The following is a 17,214-nucleotide window of genomic DNA, read 5'->3' as shown; positions in this document are numbered from 1 at the left end:
CGTGCCCGCGCGGCTACCGAACCCAACTTTGCCGCTGTCGCCGCGCCGCCCCGCCTCCTATCCTGTCCTGATGAGCACCGAGACGGCCGTCGCCGTCGCCCATCCGCGCCGGGCGGTCATCGACCGCGCGTGGCGTGCGATCGGCCCCGGCGTGGAGGTGCTCAGCGGCGAGGACGGCGGGCCGTTGCGCCGCACCGTCAAACGGATCATCGACCCGCTGGTGCTGCGGCTGCGGGTGAACTCCGAGTTCTCGGCGCCGTTCGTGGCGGCCGATGTCGCCGAGGCGATGCACGATGTCATCGTCGGGCACGGCGACCAATTACGGGCGGCCGCACAGTGGTTCGCGCTGCTCAAACGCGAACGTCGCCGGCTGCGCATCACCACCGGCAACGCCCAGGAACTGTACTTCCCCGTGTGCTACGAGCTGGCGGTGACCAAAGGCGCTCCCGGCCAACACGATGCCGCCGCCGAACAGGTGCTGCGCGAGCTGCACGGCGACCGGGACCGCACCGCGATCGAGGTCCTCAACCAGCACGTCTCGGACCGCGCCGTGATCGCCGGCCTGCAACGCCAACTCGACGCCAGCTGGCGCGATGTGCGGGCCGGCGCCGAGATCACCGAACCCTTCATGGCCGGCTTGACGACCGTGCTCGGATCCGTCGGCGGATACCACGACTCCGTTGCCCGGCAACGGGTGTGGCGCGCGATGATCGCCGACGCCACGCCGTACAACCTCGGCGCCGCCGCGCGTGTCGACGCTGCGGGGCTGCCATGGTCGATCGTCGCGGTCGGCCTCAGCGCCACAGAACCACAACAGGCTCCCGGGATCACCGGCACCGACAAAGGACGCCCGCTGGACCGCAGCGTGGTCGAGCGGGTGCGTGCGACGCTGCGACGGGCACTGGACCGCGAGGAGCTGCCCGATGTGCCGCTGCTGTGCGCCGAGGAGGTCGACCGCGCATCCGCGCCGTGGGGGTTGCTCGCCGAGGACAAACAGGCGGCGCTGGTCGCCGGCATCGAGCTCGCCGTCGACCTGGCGCCGCTGAGCGAAAACGCCGAGCCGCGTTACGATTTGGGCAGCGTCATGCAGGCCCGGCTGCGCAAGGAGGCGTACGTGCTGCACGCGCGGCGCTATCTGGCCGACGGCGGGCCGATCCATCCGCGTCAGCAACAGGTCATCGACGACCTGGCCGCGTTCGCGCGGCCGTACCTGAGCCGGCTGTGGGCCCGGCTGCACGGCCGCGACGTGTGGCAGGAACCCTGTGATGACGTCGATGAGATCCGCTCGGTGCTGGAGGGAGTCGCGCGGTCGGTGAGCCTCGACCACCGCCAACGGATCAAGACGATGCTGGAATTGCAGGTGGCGGGATGAAGCTGATGACGGATGCGGGGCTGTGGTGCACCCGCGGCTTCGACACCCCGACACCGCTGGTGGCGGTGCTCGAGGTCAGCGGCGCCGTACTGTCCTGGGCGGTCGACGATGCGGCCGCCGAGCCGCAGCTCACCTTCACCGATCCCGGCCGGGCCGACTGGCTCTGGCGCGTGGTCGGCGAGGCCGGGCATGCAGCCCTGGCGTCGGCACTGGACGCGGGCGCGGCCGTCGGCGCCCTCGACGTGGCCGGCGTGGAGCTGATGCCCGGAGCACTCGACGACCTGCGCCGGCTCGCGCTCGGACACTGGTTGCGGCGCTGGTGGCCGGCGAGTCAGCGCGACGCGATCGCGGTGCTCGACGCCGCCGTCCTGGATGCCGAGGTTGCCCTGTTGACCGCGGCCGCGCAGGAGTTCTTCGACGATGACACGTTCGATTCGGACGTGACGCAGCTGCTGGTTCCCCATGTCGCGGCCCTCGATGCCGCGGTCACGCAGGGTGATCCGCGGGTCAGCGCGCTCGTCGACCGGTGCCGCGAGATCGCCGACGATGTGGGGATCGCGCTGGACCTCGGACTCGACGCCGCATCAGACGTGGGCGCCGGGCGGCGCGACGACTACGCGCTCGCTGCGGGCACCGACGGTGCCCGCCGGGTGCCGGGCGTCGTCGCCGAGGGTGTCGCGTCGCTCAACTGGTCGGCGGTGCCGCCGGGAGTCTTCGACGCCGCGGAAAACACGGTCGACTGGACGATCCTCGCCGACGGTGATGCGGTGGAGGCGGCGGTTCGGGTGGAGTTGCTCGGCCTCGGCTCGCCGAACGGGATCGAGGTGCGGTTGCGCGCGGGCGCGCTCACCGGCTCGGGTGTGCTGGCCGCCGACGGGCGCTGCCGGTTCCCGCTGACGGACGCCGATGGACGGCCCGTGCCGGAATCGGCGGCGTGGAACCATGATTGGCGCGACACCGCGGTGACCGTCGGACCGGACGTCGAGGAGTCGGCGCAGACGCGGGACCGGGTGCGGGCGGTGGCGCGGGCGCGGTTGAACCGGCCGGGTGACGACGCGTTCCTCGCCGAGATCCTGGCCGCCGAGGCGGACTACTGAGAGTCGCCGGTCTGTTTGCGCAGTTGCTCGCGGATCTGGTCGAGGCGGGCGGCCGCCGCGCGTTGGCGCTCGTCGTACTGTTCGGCGACGCTGCGCCCTTCCGGGGTCTCGGCGTCGAGTTCGGCCGAACCGATCGCCGCGCCGTACCGCGTCTCGATCTTCTCGCGCACCGAGTCGAAGGTGGGGACGCCGCCCGGGGTGTATCCGCTGTCGACCGGTTCCACGGGCGCGGTGGCCTGCGGTTCGGGGTCGACGATCTCGGCGTCGACGGCGGGTTCGTCGTTCGCGGGTTGGTCGGCCCCGGCTTCATCACCCATGACCTCACGCTACTCGCTAGCGGGTGGCCCCGGGCGTGCCGATCTGCGCGGCCAGCCAGGGGAGTGCGGTCGCGAAGGCGTGCGCGGCGTAGGGCCAGTCGTGGGTGCCCGGCTGGGTGACGACCGAGCACGTGATCCCGTTGGCGCTGCCCAGCGCGCACAGCGAGTTGGCCGCCCCGCTCTGCGCCGCGGCCGCCTGCGAGTTGACGTCGAAGCGGCCCGTCAGGCCGGTGTAGCGGCCGTGCCTGGTGATCACGGTGGTGGGGTCGAACGACGCATAGGCCGCCGCGTTGCCGCCGAACAACCGCTGAATCGTCTGCTCGGTGGTTCCCGAGTTCGGTCTCAGGTCGCCGGCGATGTCGTCGAAGGCGCTGAACAGTTCGGGGTGCATGACGGCGAGGTCGACTGCGCAGGTGCCGCCCATCGACCACCCGACCACGCCCCAGTTCGCCGGCTTGGCGCTCACCCTGAAGTTCGAGATCATGAACGGCACAACGTCTTTGGTCAGGTGGTCCGCCGCGTTGCCCCGGCTGCCGTTCACGCATTCGGTGTCGTTGTTGAACGCTCCGCCTGCGTCGACGAACACCATCACGGGCGCGTTGCCGCCATGCGCGGCGGCGTACGCGTCGGCCGTGGCGACGGCGTTGCCGACCCGCACCCAGTCGGCGGGGGTGTTGAACTCGCCGCCGATCATCATCACGACCGGAAGCGGCGGCGGGGGATCGGTCGCGTACCACGCCGGCGGCAGGTAGACGAGTTCACCGCGGTGTCGGAAGCCCGACGCGGAATCGCCGATGCTGACCGGCACCACGGTGCCATTCTGCGGGATCTGGTGGCGCTGCTGCATCGCGGCCATGGTGATCGCATCGGTCTGGTCGGGCAGCGGCCCGGCGGTGAGCTGATTCCACGCCGACTGCACCGTCGGCACATAACCGACCCACAGGTTCACCGCGAGTGCCGCCGCCAGCAGGCACAGCGGCAGCGCCGCCAGCGAGGCGCCGCGTCGCCACCAGCGCGCCCCGCGCCAACCGGCGAACAGCACCGCCGCAGCGGTTCCCGTCAGCGCGATCCACACCCACAGCTCACGCGGGGCGGGGTTGTCGGCCAAACCTTCCGAGGCGATGAACCAGTAAGCCGCCACCGCCAGCGCGACGCCGCACAGCACCGCCCATGGCACCCACACCAGTCGCCACCGCCGCGTGCGCCAGCCGATCGCGGCGAGCAGGGCGGCCGCCGCGAGCAGTTGCACAGTCACCGGTATCCAGCCGTGCATCAACGACAGATGCGTGCGCAGGGAAGCGGCCAGTGTCGCCAGTGTCACGGCGTCCAGCGTGACGGCCGATCCTTGGGACGCGCTGTGAGGCGGCTGTCAACGCGGTTTGGCCAACGGGAACGGCAGCGTCTCGCGGATGCTGCGGCCCGTGATCAACATGACGACGCGGTCCACGCCCATGCCCAGTCCGCCGGTCGGCGGCATCGCGTACTCCATGGCCTGCAGAAAGTCCTCGTCGAGTTCCATCGCCTCGGGATCACCGCCTGCCGCCAGCAGTGACTGCTCCTGTAGCCGCCTGCGCTGTTCGACCGGATCGGTCAGTTCGCTGTAGGCCGTGCCGAGTTCGACGCCCCACGCGACCAGGTCCCAGCGCTCGGCGACACCGGGGATGCTGCGGTGCGGCCGGGTCAGCGGTGACACCGACGTCGGGAAGTCCTTGTAGAAGGTGGGCTCGGTGGTGCGGTCCTCGACCAGCCGCTCGTAGAGTTCGAGCACCACCGCGCCGGCGTCCCAGTGCGTCAGATACGGAATGTCGGCGGCGTCGCACAGCTTGCGCAGCACCGGCAGTTCGGTCTCGGGCCCGATCTCCTCCCCGAGCGCCTCGGACACCGCGCCGTGCACGGTCTTGACCGCCCACTGACCGGAGATGTCGACGGGTTCGAACGTGCCGTCCTCGCGCGGGCGCAGGAACACGTGCGCGCCGTTGGCGGCCTGGGCGGCGTTCTGGATCAGCTCGCGGCACCCGTCGATCCACACGTGGTAGTCCGCGTGGGCCTGATACGCCTCCAGCAGGGTGAATTCGGGATTGTGGCTGAAGTCCACCCCTTCGTTGCGGAACGCGCGGCCGAGTTCGAAGACCCGCTCGACGCCGCCGACGCAGAGCCGTTTCAGGTAAAGCTCGGGGGCGATCCGCAGGTACAGGTCGAGGTCGTAGGCGTTGATGTGGGTGAGGAACGGCCGCGCGTTGGCGCCGCCGTGGATCTGCTGCAGGATCGGCGTCTCGACTTCGAGAAAGCCCTTGCCGACCAGGGTTTCGCGGATGGCGTGCAGGACGCCGCTGCGGGCCCTGATCAGGTCGCGGGCTTCGGTGTTGATCGCCAGGTCGACGTAGCGGGCGCGGACCCGGGCCTCCTGGTCGGTCAGCCCCTTCCACTTGTCGGGCAGCGGGCGCAAGCACTTGCCGATCAGCCGCCAGCTGTGCACCAGCAGCGACCGGGTGCCCTTCTTGCTGTAGCCCATCGTGCCCGACACCTCGACGAGGTCGCCCAGGTCGATCGCCTGGGTGAAATCGGCCGTCGTCCCCGAATCCAGCAGCGAATTGTCCAGCAGCAGCTGCACTTCGGCCGACCAGTCGCGCAGCTGGGCGAACAGCACCCCGCCGTAGTCGCGGTTGCGCAGCACCCGGCCCGCCACCGTCACGGGCACGTCATCGTCGGCGGCGATCGCCTCCGCGACCGTGTGGGAGGGCTGGCTGCCCACCGGGTAGGCGTCGATTCCGTTGTCCTGCAACGTCTTGAGCTTGGCCATCCGGACCCGCACCTGTTCGGGCAGCCGGGCTTCGTCCTCGTCGGGCAGCTCGGCCTGCAACCCGGCCATGTCGGGTGCGGAGCCGTCGTGGTGCAGCCGGCCGGATTCGATCAGGTTCTGCGGCGCCGCCGTATGGTGTCCGGTGTGCGGTTGCTGGTGGCGCCGCGAGAACGGCAGCACGAGAAAGCCTTCGGCGATCACCGAGGCGACCCCGACGCGCGGGACGAGCCGGGCGTCGTCGTAGCAGGCGTAGCGCGGCACCCATTCCGGTTGGTATTTCATGTTCGACCGGTACAGCGTCTCGAGCTGCCACCACCGGGAGAAGAACACCAGCAGGCTGCGCCACAACCGGGCGACCGGCCCGGCACCGAGCTGGGCGCCCTGCTCGAACGCCGACCGGAACATCGCGAAGTTCAGTGAGATGCGCGAGATCCCGATGTCCTCGGCCTGCAGGCACAGCTCGCTGACCATCAACTCGATGGTGCCGTTGGGCGACTGCGGGGAGCGGCGCATCAGGTCCAGCGAGACGCCGTTGGTGCCCCACGGCACCAGCGACAGCATGGCGACGACGCGCATGTCCTGGACCGCCTCGACCAGTAGGCAGTCCCCGTCGGCGGGGTCGCCGAGCCGGCCCAGCGCCATCGAGAAGCCGCGCTCGTCCTCGGTGTCGCGCCACGCGTCGGCGCGCGCGATCACCTCGGCCATCTCGGCGGCGTCGAGGTCGCGGTGCCTGCGGATCCGCACGCCGGCACCGGCGCGCCGGGCCCGGGTCACCGCCTGGCGGACCGCGCGCATGTCCGGCCCGGACAGCCGGAAGGTGTCGGGATGCAGGATCGCCTCGTCGCCGAGTTGCAGTGCGTTCAGGCCCGCCTCGCGGAACGCCTGCGCGCCGGCCGAACTGGCGCCCATCACCCCGGGGGCCCAGCCGTAGGCCTCGCACAGCGCGAGCCACGCCTCGATGGCGGCGGGCCAGGCCTTCGGATCGCCCACGGGGTCCCCGCTGGCCAGGCAGACCCCGACCTCGACCCGGTAGGTGATTGCGGCGCGGCCGTTCGGCGCGAACACCACCGCCTTGTCGCGGCGGGTGGCGAAATAGCCGAGGGAGTCGTTCTTGCCGAACAACTCGAGCAGCCCGCGGATGGCCGACTCGTCCTCGCCGGTGAGCGCGTTCTCCGCGCGCTGCGACTGGAACAGCACGATGGCCGCGACCATCAGCGCCAACGCACCGAACAGTCCGAGCAGCGCGTTGACCAGGACGTGCGGGTGCCCGGAGAAGTTCGACGAGTCGGCGCCGGCGAACGCGCTGACCCGGTTGAGGGCGTAGAAGAACCGGTCACCGCGGGCCAGCGAGCCGGGGAACAGCTCGAGCAGGCCCCAGCCGATCAGGGTGCCGACCGCCATGCCGGCCACCAGCACGAGGGCGGCTTTGAGCAGCGCACCGCGGCGCACCTTCGCCCAGAACTCGCGGCGGGCCAGCAGCAGGAACAGGATCGCCGCGAGGTGGAAGCCGAGGCCGATGACCTCGCCGATCTCCTCGACGACCGACTCGTCGCCGGTGACCAGCCCGCCGACGTTCCAGCCGACCGCGGCGATCATGTAGCCGATGAGGATCCACCACGCGATCCGCTTGCGTGCCGCCAACGCCGCGGCCAGCAGGGCCAGCACGAACGCCCACGCGAAGCTGGTGTCGGGGAAGTTGAAGATGTAGTCGTTGACGAACTCGCGCGGCACCCGGATCACCGCACGCACGAACGGGGAGACGCTGGCGATCAGCGAGAGCGTGGCGATGACGCCGACCGTCCAGCCGGCCGCGGCGGGCACCCACCACGAGTATCGGGACGAAGTCCCGCGCGACACCGGAGGACGAGCGGGGCTACTGACGGTCATAGGCCGCGAGGATATTCGCTCGACCGGTCAATTTGGTGTGATGACCCGCGGAAACCGGGCTACCAGACGGGGCCGGTGTATTTCTCGCCCGGACCGTGCCCGGGTTCGTCGGGGGCCGCGCTGGCTTCGCGGAACGCCAACTGCAGGGTCTTGAGGCCGTCGCGCACCGGGCCGGCGTGCGGGCCCAGGTACTCGGCGGACGCGGTAACCAGACCCGCCAGCGCGGTGATCAGCCGCCGCGCCTCGTCGAGGTCGCGGTGCGGGCTGTCGTCGGGGTTCTCCGCCGACAGGCCGAGCTTCTCGGCCGCGGCGCTCATCAGCATCACCGCCGATCGGGTGATCACCTCGACCGCAGGAATGTCGGCCAACTCACGAACGGCTGTGCCGTTCAGATCGCCTGAGCCGGCCGAGTCGGGCAGATCACCTGTGTCAGGATTTTCGGTCATGCCTGCTAGACTGGCATGCGCGACCGTCCCGGCATCCGCCAGGGACAGCAAGTGGAGTCCCACTCCCACCGCTGGCCACCGGATCTTTCCACAGGCTCAGCGGTCCGGTCACAGGCATCCTATGCCTGTCCTGGTCGGCTTGGGCCCTGCTTTGAGCAGGGCTTTTCTGTTCTTGGGTGAACAGAGCGCTGATGGTGTGGGCTCCTAGAGGACAACAGTAGGAGGGCCCATCAGCACTGAGACCCGCGTCAACGAGCGCATCCGCGTACCTGAAGTCCGGTTGATCGGACCGGGTGGTGAACAGGTAGGCATTGTGCGCATCGAAGATGCACTCCGCGTCGCCGCGGATGCCGATCTCGATCTCGTCGAAGTAGCACCGGACGCCAAGCCGCCGGTCTGCAAGATCATGGACTACGGAAAGTTCAAATACGAGACGGCTCAAAAGGCGCGCGAGTCTCGCAAGAACCAGCAGCAGACCGTCGTCAAGGAGCAGAAGCTCCGGCCCAAGATCGACCCGCACGACTACGAGACCAAAAAGGGTCACGTGATCCGCTTCCTCGAGGCGGGGTCCAAGGTCAAGGTGACGATCATGTTCCGCGGCCGCGAGCAGTCGCGACCCGAACTGGGATTCCGGCTCCTGCAGCGGCTGGGCGCCGACGTCGCCGAGTACGGCTTCGTCGAGACGTCCGCCAAGCAGGACGGCCGCAACATGACGATGGTGCTGGCCCCGCACCGCGGCGCGAAGACTCGCGCCAAGGCGGCGCAGCAGGCCGAGGGCGGAGCGACCCCGGCCCCAGAACCCGATACATCGAACTAACGACCAGAGACTGAGGACATTCATGCCCAAGGCGAAGACCCACAGCGGCGCATCGAAGCGGTTCCGCCGCACCGGAACCGGCAAGATTGTGCGCCAGAAGGCCAACCGTCGCCACTTGCTCGAGCACAAGCCGAGCAAGCGGACCCGGCGTCTTGACGGGCGCACCGTCGTGTCGGCCAACGACACCGCCCGCATCACCAAGATGCTCAACGGCTGACCGACTCACACCCGTACGACCTGAACGAAGAAGGAATTTGCCATGGCACGCGTCAAGCGCGCAGTCAACGCCCAGAAGAAGCGGCGCACGATCCTCAAGGCCTCGAAGGGCTACCGCGGCCAGCGCTCCCGCCTGTACCGCAAGGCCAAAGAGCAGCAGCTGCATTCGCTCAACTACGCCTACCGGGACCGGCGTGCCCGCAAGGGTGAGTTCCGCAAGCTGTGGATCTCGCGGATCAACGCGGCCGCCCGCGCGAACGACATCACCTACAACCGGCTGATCCAGGGCCTGAAGCTGGCCGGCGTCGAGGTGGACCGCAAGAACCTCGCCGAGATCGCCGTCAGCGACCCGGATGCCTTCACCGCGCTGGTCGACGTGGCCAAGGGTGCGCTGCCCGCTGACGTGAACGCGCAGTCGGACGCCGACGAGGCTGCCTGACGCTCACCGAACGCTCAGCACGGGTGGCCGCAGCGGTCAAGCTGCAGCGCCACACAGGACGACGCCGCGCCGAGCGCTTCCTCGCCGAGGGACCCAACCTCGTCGAGGCGGCGCTGCGGCGCGGACTCGTATCCGAGGTCTTCGCCACCGAATCCGCGCATGAGCGGTTCGCTGCGCTGCTCGCCGACGCACCGGTTCAGCTGGTCACCGAGCGGGCCGCAAAAGCGTTGTCGGAGACGGTGACTCCGGTCGGCCTGGTCGCGGTGTGCACGATGCCGCAGACCTCGCTGGCCGACGTGCTGGCCGCGTCGCCCCGGCTGGTGGCGGTCGCGGTGGAGATCTCCGAACCGGGCAACGCCGGCACGCTGATCCGCATCGCCGACGCGATGGGCGCCGACGCCGTGGTGCTGGCCGGCCACAGCGTCGACCCGTACAACGGGAAGTGCCTGCGCGCCTCGGCAGGCAGCATCTTCTCGATCCCCGTTGTCTCCCAGACTGATTCCGCGGCCGTTGTCGGCGCGCTGCGGGCGGCGGATCTGCAGGTGCTGGCCACCACCGTCGACGGCGAGGTGTCGCTCGATGACGCCGAGCTGGCCTCACCGACAGCGTGGCTGTTCGGACCCGAGGCGCACGGTCTGCCCGCCGAACTGGCCCGCGAGGCGACGCACCGGGTCTGCATTCCGATGCCGGGCCACGCCGAGAGTCTCAACGTGGCCTCGGCGGCGGCGATCTGCCTGTACCAGAGCGCCGCCGCGCACCGCCGCAGCTAGCTCAGCAGCCCGCGCGCCACGTGGGTGATCTGGACCTCGTTGCTGCCGGCGTAGATCATCAGCGACTTGGCGTCGCGCGCCAACTGTTCGACGCGGTACTCGGTCATGTAGCCGTTGCCGCCGAACAACTGCACCGCATCCATCGCGACGTCGGTGGCGGCCTGCGAGCAGTACCACTTGATCGCCGAGGCCTCCGGCAGAGAGATCGGCGTGCCGGTCTGTGCGGCCTCGATGACGCGGAACAAGATGTTGCGCACGTTCATTCGCGCGACTTCCATGTTCGCGAGCTTGAGCTGGATCAGCTGGAACTGCCCGATCTCCTGGCCCCACAGCTTGCGGGTCTTGGCGTAGTCGACGCAGAGCCGCAGGCATTCCTCGATCACGCCCAGCGACATCGCGGCGACGCCGATCCGCTCGGCGGAGAAGTTGGACCGGGCGCTGGCGCGGCCGTCGGACGTGCCACCGTCTCCCTCGGTCTCGCCGAGCAGCCGGTCGCGGCTCAGCCGCACGTTGTTGAAGAACAACTCGCCGGTGCGCGAGCTGTGGATCCCCATCTTGCGGAGCGGCTGGGACTGCACGAAGCCCTCCATGCCGCGGTCCAGCACGAACGTCAGCACCTTGCGGTCGCGCTTGTCGACGCCGGGTTCGTCGAGCTTGGCGTAGACCACGACGACGTCGGCGTCGGGCCCGTTCGTGATGAACGTCTTCTGGCCGTTGAGGATGTAGTCGTCGCCGTCGCGCACGACGTAGGACTTCATCCCGCCGAACGCATCCGAACCCGAATCCGGCTCGGTGATCGCCCAGGCGCCGATCTTGTCGTAGGTGACCAGGTCCGGCAGCCACCGCTCCTGCTGGGCCAGCGTGCCGCGGCTCATGATCGTCGGCACGGTCAGTCCCAGGCTGACGCCCATCCCGGTGACGATGCCCATCGACACCCGGCACAGTTCGCTGACGACGACGAAGCCCATGCCGCCGGAGCCGTCGCCGAACATCCCGCCGCCGCCGGAGGAGGACTTCGAGCCGTCCCCGCCGCCGTCGCGAAGCTTGGCCAGCCGCTTGTTCAGCGACTCGCGGGCCATGTCGGCGATGCCGAACGTCGCGAACAGCTTGCGGATGATGGGGTAGGGCTCCATCTCGCCGCTTTCCAGCGCGTCGACGTGCGGGCGGATTTCCTTGTCGACGAACTCGCGCACCGCATCGCGCACCGCGAGATCGACATCAGACCAATCGAGCATGCCCCCTAGGCTGCCTTATGCCGTCCGCGGGCCGGACGCAGGCCCGTCAAAGCGAACGTCGTGTGCACCAGCGAGCCGGCCCGGTCGAGCAGCGATCTGCGCGGCGGGACGTAGTGCATGGGCATGCCGCGCCGGTCACTGGGCGGTGCCATGAACGACGGCGCCTCGGCCAGCGGCGCGTCGGCGGCCAGCTTGCCCGCCGCTCGCCGATAGGCCGCCAAAGCCCGTGGATGCAAACGGATTTCGTCGGGAACGGCGACGAACGCGAGCTCGACGAGCTTGCCGAACAGCCGCAGCAGCACCTCGTCGCCGGGGGTCCAGCGCATGTTCGCCTTCTCGCGGACGGCGTCGTCGAACACGCCCGCCGCGATCCAGCGCTGCGCGCCCACCATCGGCTTGAAGAGTTGATCCCAGATTCCGGTCGGCATCAGCACGAACCACGGCTTGGGGATGCGGATCGAGAAGATGTCGAGCGTGGCGCGGTTGATCTCGAGTTCCTCGCAGCACTTGCGGTCCCAGTACTCGCAGAACTCCTCCCAGCTGTCCGGCACCGGCCGCATGCTCATGCCGTACATCCGGTACCACTGCACATGCTCGTCGAACAGTTGGCGCTTCTCGGCCTCGGTCAGCCCGCCGCAGAAATACTCGGCGGTCTTGATGATCAGCATGAAGAACGTGGCGTGGGCCCAGTAGAACGTCTCCGGGTTCAGCGCGTGATAGCGGCGACCCTCGGCGTCCACGCCCTTGATCGTGGTGTGGTAGCCCTTGATCTGCTCGCCGGTCTGCGCGGCGCGCTCACCGTCGTAGACGACGCCCATGATCGGGTACACCGAGCGGGCGACGCGCTGCAGCGGTTCGCGCAGCAGGATCGAATGGTCCTCGACGCCTGCGCCCAGTTCCGGATACATGTTCTGGATGGCGCCGATCCAGACGCCGAGCAGCCCGGTGCGCAGATCACCGAAGTACTTCCACGTCAGGGAATCGGGCCCGAGCGGGTGCGCTCCGGCGGTGTCAGCACGCGATGTTGCGGTCATCCGGCTCCTCGCTGAATCGGTGTGATTTCCACGATAATGTTGACAACAGGCGTTGTCTACGATTTGCCGGGCGTGCCGCACCACACCGTTACGCAGCGGCAATTGTCGCTCCATGCGTTTGTGACCAGTGCGTTTGGTGGCGGTTCCTTCGCATGTCGGATTGTGTTCTGCCAGCGCGGAATTGCTCGGCGGTGAGCGGAGGATAGGCTGGTCGGGTGGATGTCGAGCCCCAACAGTCCTCGGGACCGTTCTGGTGGCTCAAGAACACCAACCACAACGAGAGCGTCATCGCGTTCCTGCGCCGCGCGCGGCGGGCACTGCCCGGCGACCCGGAGTTCGGCGACCCGCTGTCGGCGACCGGTGTCGGCGGACCCAGCGCGGCCGCCAGGGCCGCCGACCGCCTGCTCGAACGCGAGGCCGCCACGCGCGAGGTGAGCCTGGGGGCCCTGCAGGTGTGGCAGGCGCTGACCGAGCGGGTGTCGGGGAAACCGGCCAACCGGGAGGCGACGATCGTCTTCACCGACCTGGTGGGGTTCTCGGCGTGGTCGCTGAACGCCGGTGACGAAGCGACCCTGCGGCTGCTGCGGCGCGTGTCGCAGGTGGTCGAGCCGCCGCTGCTGGCGGCCGGCGGTCACATCGTCAAGCGCCTGGGCGACGGCATCATGGCCGTGTTCTACGAGCCGACGACGGCCGTGCGCGCCGCCATCACGGCCCGTGAAGCGGTGAAAGCCGTTGAGGTGGATGGTTTCACGCCGCGGATGCGGGTCGGTGTGCACACCGGCCATCCGCAGCGCATCGGCTCGGACTGGGTCGGTGTCGACGTCAACATCGCCGCGCGCGTGATGGAGCGCGCGACGCGCGGCGAGCTGATGGTGTCGCAAGCCACGCTGGAGCGCATTCCCGACGAGCAATTCGACGCGCTCGGCGTCGACGCCAAACGCCTTCGCCGACAGGTGTTTCCGATCAAGCAGGACGGCGTGCCCGCCGACTTCGTGATGTACCGGCTGAAAACCCGCAGGCACGTGCCAGATGGCGGGGACGATGCGGAGCAGCCCGCGCACGAATAGTGGCTGCCGTGGCGGTCGGGTTCGTCGCGGCTGCGGTGCGGATCCGGGATCGCGGCCGCCGGGGATTTCACCGGCGTCGGACATGCCGTCGCGCTGTCGGCGGGCATGCTGGCCGCCGCCCGGTTCGGGCACGTCGATATGCGTTCGAGGGCCGATTCGGGCATCGCCTATGATCGCCGGGTGGCTGATCAGCCCATAGACCTGTCCGAAGACGCGCTGACCAAGGCGGTCAGTGCGGCCCGTCATGCCTTCGACGCGGCCGCCGACCTCGAGGCCTTGGCGCGCGCCAAGACCGAGCACCTCGGCGATCGCTCGCCGATCGCGCTCGCGCGCCAGTCGCTGGGCACCTTGGCCAAGTCCGAGCGCGCCGACGCGGGCAAACGGGTCAACGTCGCGCGCGGCGAGGCGCAACGCGCATACGACGAGCGGATCGCCGCGCTGCGGGCCGAACGCGACGCCGCGGTGCTGGTGGCCGAGCGGATCGATGTCACGCTGCCCTCGACGCGGCAGCCGGTCGGCGCCCGCCACCCGATCACGATCCTGTCCGAGCGGATCGCCGACACGTTCGTCGCGATGGGCTGGGAGCTGGCCGAGGGCCCCGAGGTCGAGACCGAGCAGTTCAACTTCGACGCGCTGAACTTCCCGCCCGACCATCCCGCGCGCAGCGAACAGGACACCTTCCACGTCGCACCGGACGGCTCACGTCAGGTGCTGCGCACCCACACCTCGCCGGTGCAGATCCGGGCGCTGCTCGAGCGCGACCTGCCGGTGTACATCATCTCGATCGGGCGCACGTTCCGCACCGACGAACTCGACGCCACCCACACACCGGTGTTCCACCAGGTGGAGGGACTGGCGGTGGACAAGGGACTGACGATGGCGCACCTGCGCGGCACGCTCGACGCATTCGCGCGTTCGGAGTTCGGCCCCCAGGGCCGCACCCGGTTCCGGCCGCACTTCTTCCCGTTCACCGAGCCGTCGGCCGAGGTCGACATCTGGTTCGAGAACAAGAAGGGCGGCCCCGGCTGGGTCGAATGGGGCGGCTGCGGGATGGTCAACCCGAATGTGTTGCGCGCCTGCGGCATCGACCCCGAGGTGTATTCCGGCTTCGCGTTCGGCATGGGCCTCGAACGTACGTTGCAGTTCCGCAACGGGATTCCCGACATGCGCGACATGGTCGAGGGCGACGTCCGGTTCTCGCTGCCGTTCGGGGTAGGCGCCTGATGCGGTTGCCGTACAGCTGGCTGCGCGATGTCGTGCAGGCCGGGGCTCCGGGGTGGCACGTGTCCACCGAGGAACTCGAGAGCGCCCTGATCCGGATCGGCCATGAGGTCGAGGAGATCATTCCCGTCGGCCCGGTCACCGGCCCGCTGACCGTCGGCCGGGTCGCCGAGATCGAGGAGCTCACCGAGTTCAAGAAGCCGATCCGCGCGGTCAAGGTTGACGCCGGCGAGTCAGCGCTGCGCGACATCGTCTGCGGGGCAACGAACTTCGCGGTCGGCGACCTGGTCGTCGTCGCGCTTCCGGGCACCGTGCTGCCGGGCGACTTCACGATCGCCAGCCGCAAGACCTACGGCCGGGTCTCAGACGGCATGATCTGTTCGACGGCCGAGCTCAACCTCGGCACCGACCACTCGGGGATCCTGGTGCTGCCGCCGGGGACCGCCGAACCCGGCACACCCGCGGCCGATGTGCTCGGCCTCGACGACGTGGTGTTCCATCTGGCTGTCACGCCTGACCGCGGCTACTGCCTGTCGGTGCGCGGGTTGGCGCGCGAGATCGCCAACGCCTACGACCTCGACTTCGTCGACCCCGCCGACGTGACCCCGCTGCCCGCCGAGGGCGAGGCGCTGCCGGTGACCATCGACGACGGCACCGGGGTGCTGCGGTTCGGACTGCGACCCGTCACGGGCATCGATCCCGCGGCGGTGTCGCCGTGGTGGCTGCAGCGGCGGTTGCTGTTGTCGGGCATCCGTGCGATCTCGCCGGCGGTCGACGTCACCAACTACGTGATGCTCGAGCTCGGGCATCCGATGCACGCCCACGACCGCAGCCTGATCACCGGTGGATTCCGGGTGCGGTTCGCCGAACCGGGGGAGACGGTCGTCACCCTCGACGATGTCGTACGCAAACTCGATCCGGCCGACGTGCTGATCGTCGACGACGTGGCGACCGCCGCGATCGGCGGTGTGATGGGCGCCGGTACCACCGAGGTCCGCGACAGCACCACCGACGTGCTGCTCGAGGCCGCGGTGTGGGATCCGGCCGCGGTGTCACGCACCCAACGGCGGTTGCGCCTCTACAGCGAGGCCGGGCGCCGCTATGAACGCACCGTCGACCCCGCGGTGTCGGTGGCTGCGCTGGATCGCTGCGCCGCACTGCTGGCCGAGATCGCCGGTGGCACAGCCGAACCCACGCTGACCGACTGGCGCGGCGATCCGCCGCGGGAGGACTGGTCGCACCCGCCGGTGACCATGGCCGTCGACCTGCCCGACCGCACCGCGGGCATCGACTACGCCCCGGGCACCGCCGAGCGGCGGTTGACCCAGATCGGCGCGCGCGTCGTCGTCGCCGGCGCCCGGTTGACCGCGACGCCGCCGAGTTGGCGACCCGACCTGCGCCAACCCGCCGACCTCGTCGAGGAAGTGCTGCGCCTGGAGGGGCTGGAGGCGGTCCCGTCCGTGCTGCCGAGCGCGCCGGCCGGCCGCGGACTGACGCCGGTGCAGAAGCGCCGCCGCGCGATCGGAAAGTCGTTGGCGCTCAGCGGGTACGTGGAGATCCTGCCGACGCCGTTCCTGCCCGCCGGCGTGTTCGACCAGTGGGGGCTGCCCGCCGACGACGCGCGCCGCGCCACGACCCGGGTGCTCAACCCGCTCGAGGCGGACCGCCCGCAGCTCGCCACGACACTGCTGCCGGGCTTGTTGGAGGCGCTGGCCCGCAACGTGTCTCGCGGTGCCGCCGATGTGGCGCTGTTCGCCATCCAGCAGGTGGTGGAGCCGACGTCGGAGACCCGCGCCGTCGAGCGCATTCCCACCGACCGGCGACCGACCGATGACGAGATCGCCGGGCTGGACGCGTCGTTGCCGCGCCAGCCGCAGCATGTCGCCGCCGTGCTGGCGGGGCTGCGCGAACCGGCGGGGCCGTGGGGCGCCGGACGCGCCGCCGAGGCCGCCGACGCGTTCGAGGCGGTGCAGATCGTCGCCCGCGCCGCCGGCGTGACGCTGCGGTTGCGGCCCGCACAGCATCTGCCGTGGCATCCGGGCCGGTGTGCCGAGGTGGTGCTCGGCGAGGTGGTGGTCGGGTACGCCGGTGAACTGCATCCCGCGGTGGTCGAGCGGTCCGGCCTGCCGAAGCGCACCTGCGCCGTCGAACTGGACCTGGACGCCGTGCCGATCGTCGAGACGTTGCCCGCGCCGCGGGTGTCGCCGTTCCCGGCGGTGTTCCAGGACGTCAGCCTCATCGTCGACGCCGACGTCGCCGCGGCGGACGTGGTCGATTCCGTGCGCGCGGGCGCCGGGCCGCTGCTCGAGGATGTCCGGTTGTTCGACGTGTACACCGGCCCGCAGATCGGTGAGGGCCGCAAGTCGGTGACGCTGGCGTTGCGGTTCCGCGCCGCCGACCGGACGCTGACCGAGGATGAGGCCAGCGCGGCCCGCGAAGCGGCGGTGCAGTCCGCGGCGGAGCGCGTCGGCGCCGTCCAGCGCGGCTGAAATGGCG

At 69.9% G+C, this 17,214-nt stretch carries 15 protein-coding genes; 9 read left to right on the top strand and 6 right to left on the bottom strand.

The window, feature by feature from the left end:
- Positions 1-70: 70 nt before the first annotated feature.
- The gene (locus BLW81_RS21190) at positions 71-1,372 is read left to right on the top strand and encodes a hypothetical protein (protein WP_083408875.1); all 1,302 of its coding nucleotides are present in this window, start codon (positions 71-73) and stop codon (positions 1,370-1,372) included.
- Positions 1,369-2,469 carry a hypothetical protein gene (locus BLW81_RS21185; protein WP_083408874.1) on the top strand — a complete coding sequence of 367 codons (1,101 nt, stop codon included), beginning with the start codon at positions 1,369-1,371 and terminating at the stop codon, positions 2,467-2,469. The genes BLW81_RS21190 and BLW81_RS21185 overlap by 4 nt, the downstream gene beginning before the upstream one ends.
- On the opposite strand, the gene BLW81_RS21180 is transcribed toward BLW81_RS21185, so the two are convergent.
- The 4 genes from BLW81_RS21180 to BLW81_RS21165 all read right to left on the bottom strand — a co-directional run bounded on the left by BLW81_RS21180 (position 2,463) and on the right by BLW81_RS21165 (position 7,919).
- The gene (locus BLW81_RS21180; RefSeq protein ID WP_157897779.1) at positions 2,463-2,786 is read right to left on the bottom strand and encodes a hypothetical protein; all 324 of its coding nucleotides are present in this window, start codon (positions 2,784-2,786) and stop codon (positions 2,463-2,465) included. The genes BLW81_RS21185 and BLW81_RS21180 overlap by 7 nt on opposite strands.
- Positions 2,787-2,802: 16 nt before the next feature.
- Complete coding sequence (locus BLW81_RS21175) at positions 2,803-4,059, bottom strand: alpha/beta hydrolase (RefSeq protein ID WP_083410713.1); 1,257 nt, start codon at positions 4,057-4,059, stop codon at positions 2,803-2,805.
- Positions 4,060-4,155: 96 nt separating this feature from the next.
- Positions 4,156-7,473 carry a bifunctional lysylphosphatidylglycerol synthetase/lysine--tRNA ligase LysX gene (gene lysX, locus BLW81_RS21170; RefSeq protein ID WP_083408873.1) on the bottom strand — a complete coding sequence of 1,106 codons (3,318 nt, stop codon included), beginning with the start codon at positions 7,471-7,473 and terminating at the stop codon, positions 4,156-4,158.
- 59 nt (positions 7,474-7,532) lie between these two features.
- On the bottom strand, positions 7,533-7,919 hold the full coding sequence (locus BLW81_RS21165) for a DUF1844 domain-containing protein (RefSeq protein WP_083408872.1): 387 nt from the start codon (positions 7,917-7,919) through the stop codon (positions 7,533-7,535).
- A 229-nt stretch (positions 7,920-8,148) separates the two neighbouring features.
- On the opposite strand from BLW81_RS21165, the gene infC reads away from it, so the two are divergent.
- From infC to BLW81_RS21145, 4 genes are read left to right on the top strand one after another with little or no spacing between them, the layout of a single operon-like run.
- The gene (gene infC, locus BLW81_RS21160) at positions 8,149-8,736 is read left to right on the top strand and encodes a translation initiation factor IF-3 (RefSeq protein WP_083408871.1); all 588 of its coding nucleotides are present in this window, start codon (positions 8,149-8,151) and stop codon (positions 8,734-8,736) included.
- 22 nt (positions 8,737-8,758) lie between these two features.
- Positions 8,759-8,953 carry a 50S ribosomal protein L35 gene (rpmI, locus tag BLW81_RS21155; protein WP_083408870.1) on the top strand — a complete coding sequence of 65 codons (195 nt, stop codon included), beginning with the start codon at positions 8,759-8,761 and terminating at the stop codon, positions 8,951-8,953.
- Between the two features lie 42 nt (positions 8,954-8,995).
- The gene (gene rplT / locus BLW81_RS21150) at positions 8,996-9,391 is read left to right on the top strand and encodes a 50S ribosomal protein L20 (RefSeq protein ID WP_083408869.1); all 396 of its coding nucleotides are present in this window, start codon (positions 8,996-8,998) and stop codon (positions 9,389-9,391) included.
- 23 nt (positions 9,392-9,414) lie between these two features.
- Complete coding sequence (locus tag BLW81_RS21145) at positions 9,415-10,161, top strand: TrmH family RNA methyltransferase (RefSeq protein WP_083408868.1); 747 nt, start codon at positions 9,415-9,417, stop codon at positions 10,159-10,161.
- Here BLW81_RS21145 and BLW81_RS21140 read toward each other — a convergent pair.
- Both BLW81_RS21140 and BLW81_RS21135 read right to left on the bottom strand, forming a co-directional pair.
- Positions 10,158-11,396 (bottom strand): acyl-CoA dehydrogenase family protein, encoded by a 1,239-nt coding sequence (locus BLW81_RS21140; protein ID WP_083408867.1) that lies wholly within the window; start codon positions 11,394-11,396, stop codon positions 10,158-10,160. The two genes, BLW81_RS21145 and BLW81_RS21140, sit on opposite strands and share 4 nt — an antisense overlap.
- 5 nt (positions 11,397-11,401) lie before the next feature.
- On the bottom strand, positions 11,402-12,430 hold the full coding sequence (locus BLW81_RS21135) for an oxygenase MpaB family protein (RefSeq protein WP_083408866.1): 1,029 nt from the start codon (positions 12,428-12,430) through the stop codon (positions 11,402-11,404).
- Positions 12,431-12,645: 215 nt separating this feature from the next.
- On the opposite strand from BLW81_RS21135, the gene BLW81_RS21130 reads away from it, so the two are divergent.
- The 3 genes from BLW81_RS21130 (at position 12,646) to pheT (ending at position 17,207) form a co-directional block, all read left to right on the top strand.
- On the top strand, positions 12,646-13,497 hold the full coding sequence (locus BLW81_RS21130; protein WP_083408865.1) for an adenylate/guanylate cyclase domain-containing protein: 852 nt from the start codon (positions 12,646-12,648) through the stop codon (positions 13,495-13,497).
- Positions 13,498-13,677: 180 nt separating this feature from the next.
- The gene (gene pheS, locus BLW81_RS21125) at positions 13,678-14,721 is read left to right on the top strand and encodes a phenylalanine--tRNA ligase subunit alpha (protein WP_083410712.1); all 1,044 of its coding nucleotides are present in this window, start codon (positions 13,678-13,680) and stop codon (positions 14,719-14,721) included.
- A complete protein-coding gene (pheT, locus tag BLW81_RS21120) occupies positions 14,721-17,207 on the top strand; it encodes a phenylalanine--tRNA ligase subunit beta (RefSeq protein WP_083408864.1) in 2,487 nt (828 codons plus the stop codon). Before pheS ends, pheT begins: the two co-directional genes overlap by 1 nt.
- Positions 17,208-17,214: the final 7 nt, after the last annotated feature.

Source organism: Mycolicibacterium rutilum (genome assembly GCF_900108565.1).
In the GTDB taxonomy this organism is placed as follows: domain Bacteria; phylum Actinomycetota; class Actinomycetes; order Mycobacteriales; family Mycobacteriaceae; genus Mycobacterium; species Mycobacterium rutilum.
The sequence above is the reverse complement of the archived record's forward strand: the minus strand, read 5'-3'. Positions and strand labels throughout refer to the sequence as shown.

Coding starts and splice junctions, on each gene's coding strand:
- BLW81_RS21190 (WP_083408875.1), top strand. CDS start 71: ATGAGCACCGAGACGGCCGTCGCCGTCGCCCATCCGCGCCGGGCGGTC.
- BLW81_RS21185 (WP_083408874.1), top strand. CDS start 1,369: ATGAAGCTGATGACGGATGCGGGGCTGTGGTGCACCCGCGGCTTCGAC.
- BLW81_RS21180 (WP_157897779.1), bottom strand. CDS start 2,786: ATGGGTGATGAAGCCGGGGCCGACCAACCCGCGAACGACGAACCCGCC.
- BLW81_RS21175 (WP_083410713.1), bottom strand. CDS start 4,059: ATGCACGGCTGGATACCGGTGACTGTGCAACTGCTCGCGGCGGCCGCC.
- lysX (WP_083408873.1), bottom strand. CDS start 7,473: ATGACCGTCAGTAGCCCCGCTCGTCCTCCGGTGTCGCGCGGGACTTCG.
- BLW81_RS21165 (WP_083408872.1), bottom strand. CDS start 7,919: ATGACCGAAAATCCTGACACAGGTGATCTGCCCGACTCGGCCGGCTCA.
- rpmI (WP_083408870.1), top strand. CDS start 8,759: ATGCCCAAGGCGAAGACCCACAGCGGCGCATCGAAGCGGTTCCGCCGC.
- rplT (WP_083408869.1), top strand. CDS start 8,996: ATGGCACGCGTCAAGCGCGCAGTCAACGCCCAGAAGAAGCGGCGCACG.
- BLW81_RS21140 (WP_083408867.1), bottom strand. CDS start 11,396: ATGCTCGATTGGTCTGATGTCGATCTCGCGGTGCGCGATGCGGTGCGC.
- BLW81_RS21135 (WP_083408866.1), bottom strand. CDS start 12,430: ATGACCGCAACATCGCGTGCTGACACCGCCGGAGCGCACCCGCTCGGG.
- pheT (WP_083408864.1), top strand. CDS start 14,721: ATGCGGTTGCCGTACAGCTGGCTGCGCGATGTCGTGCAGGCCGGGGCT.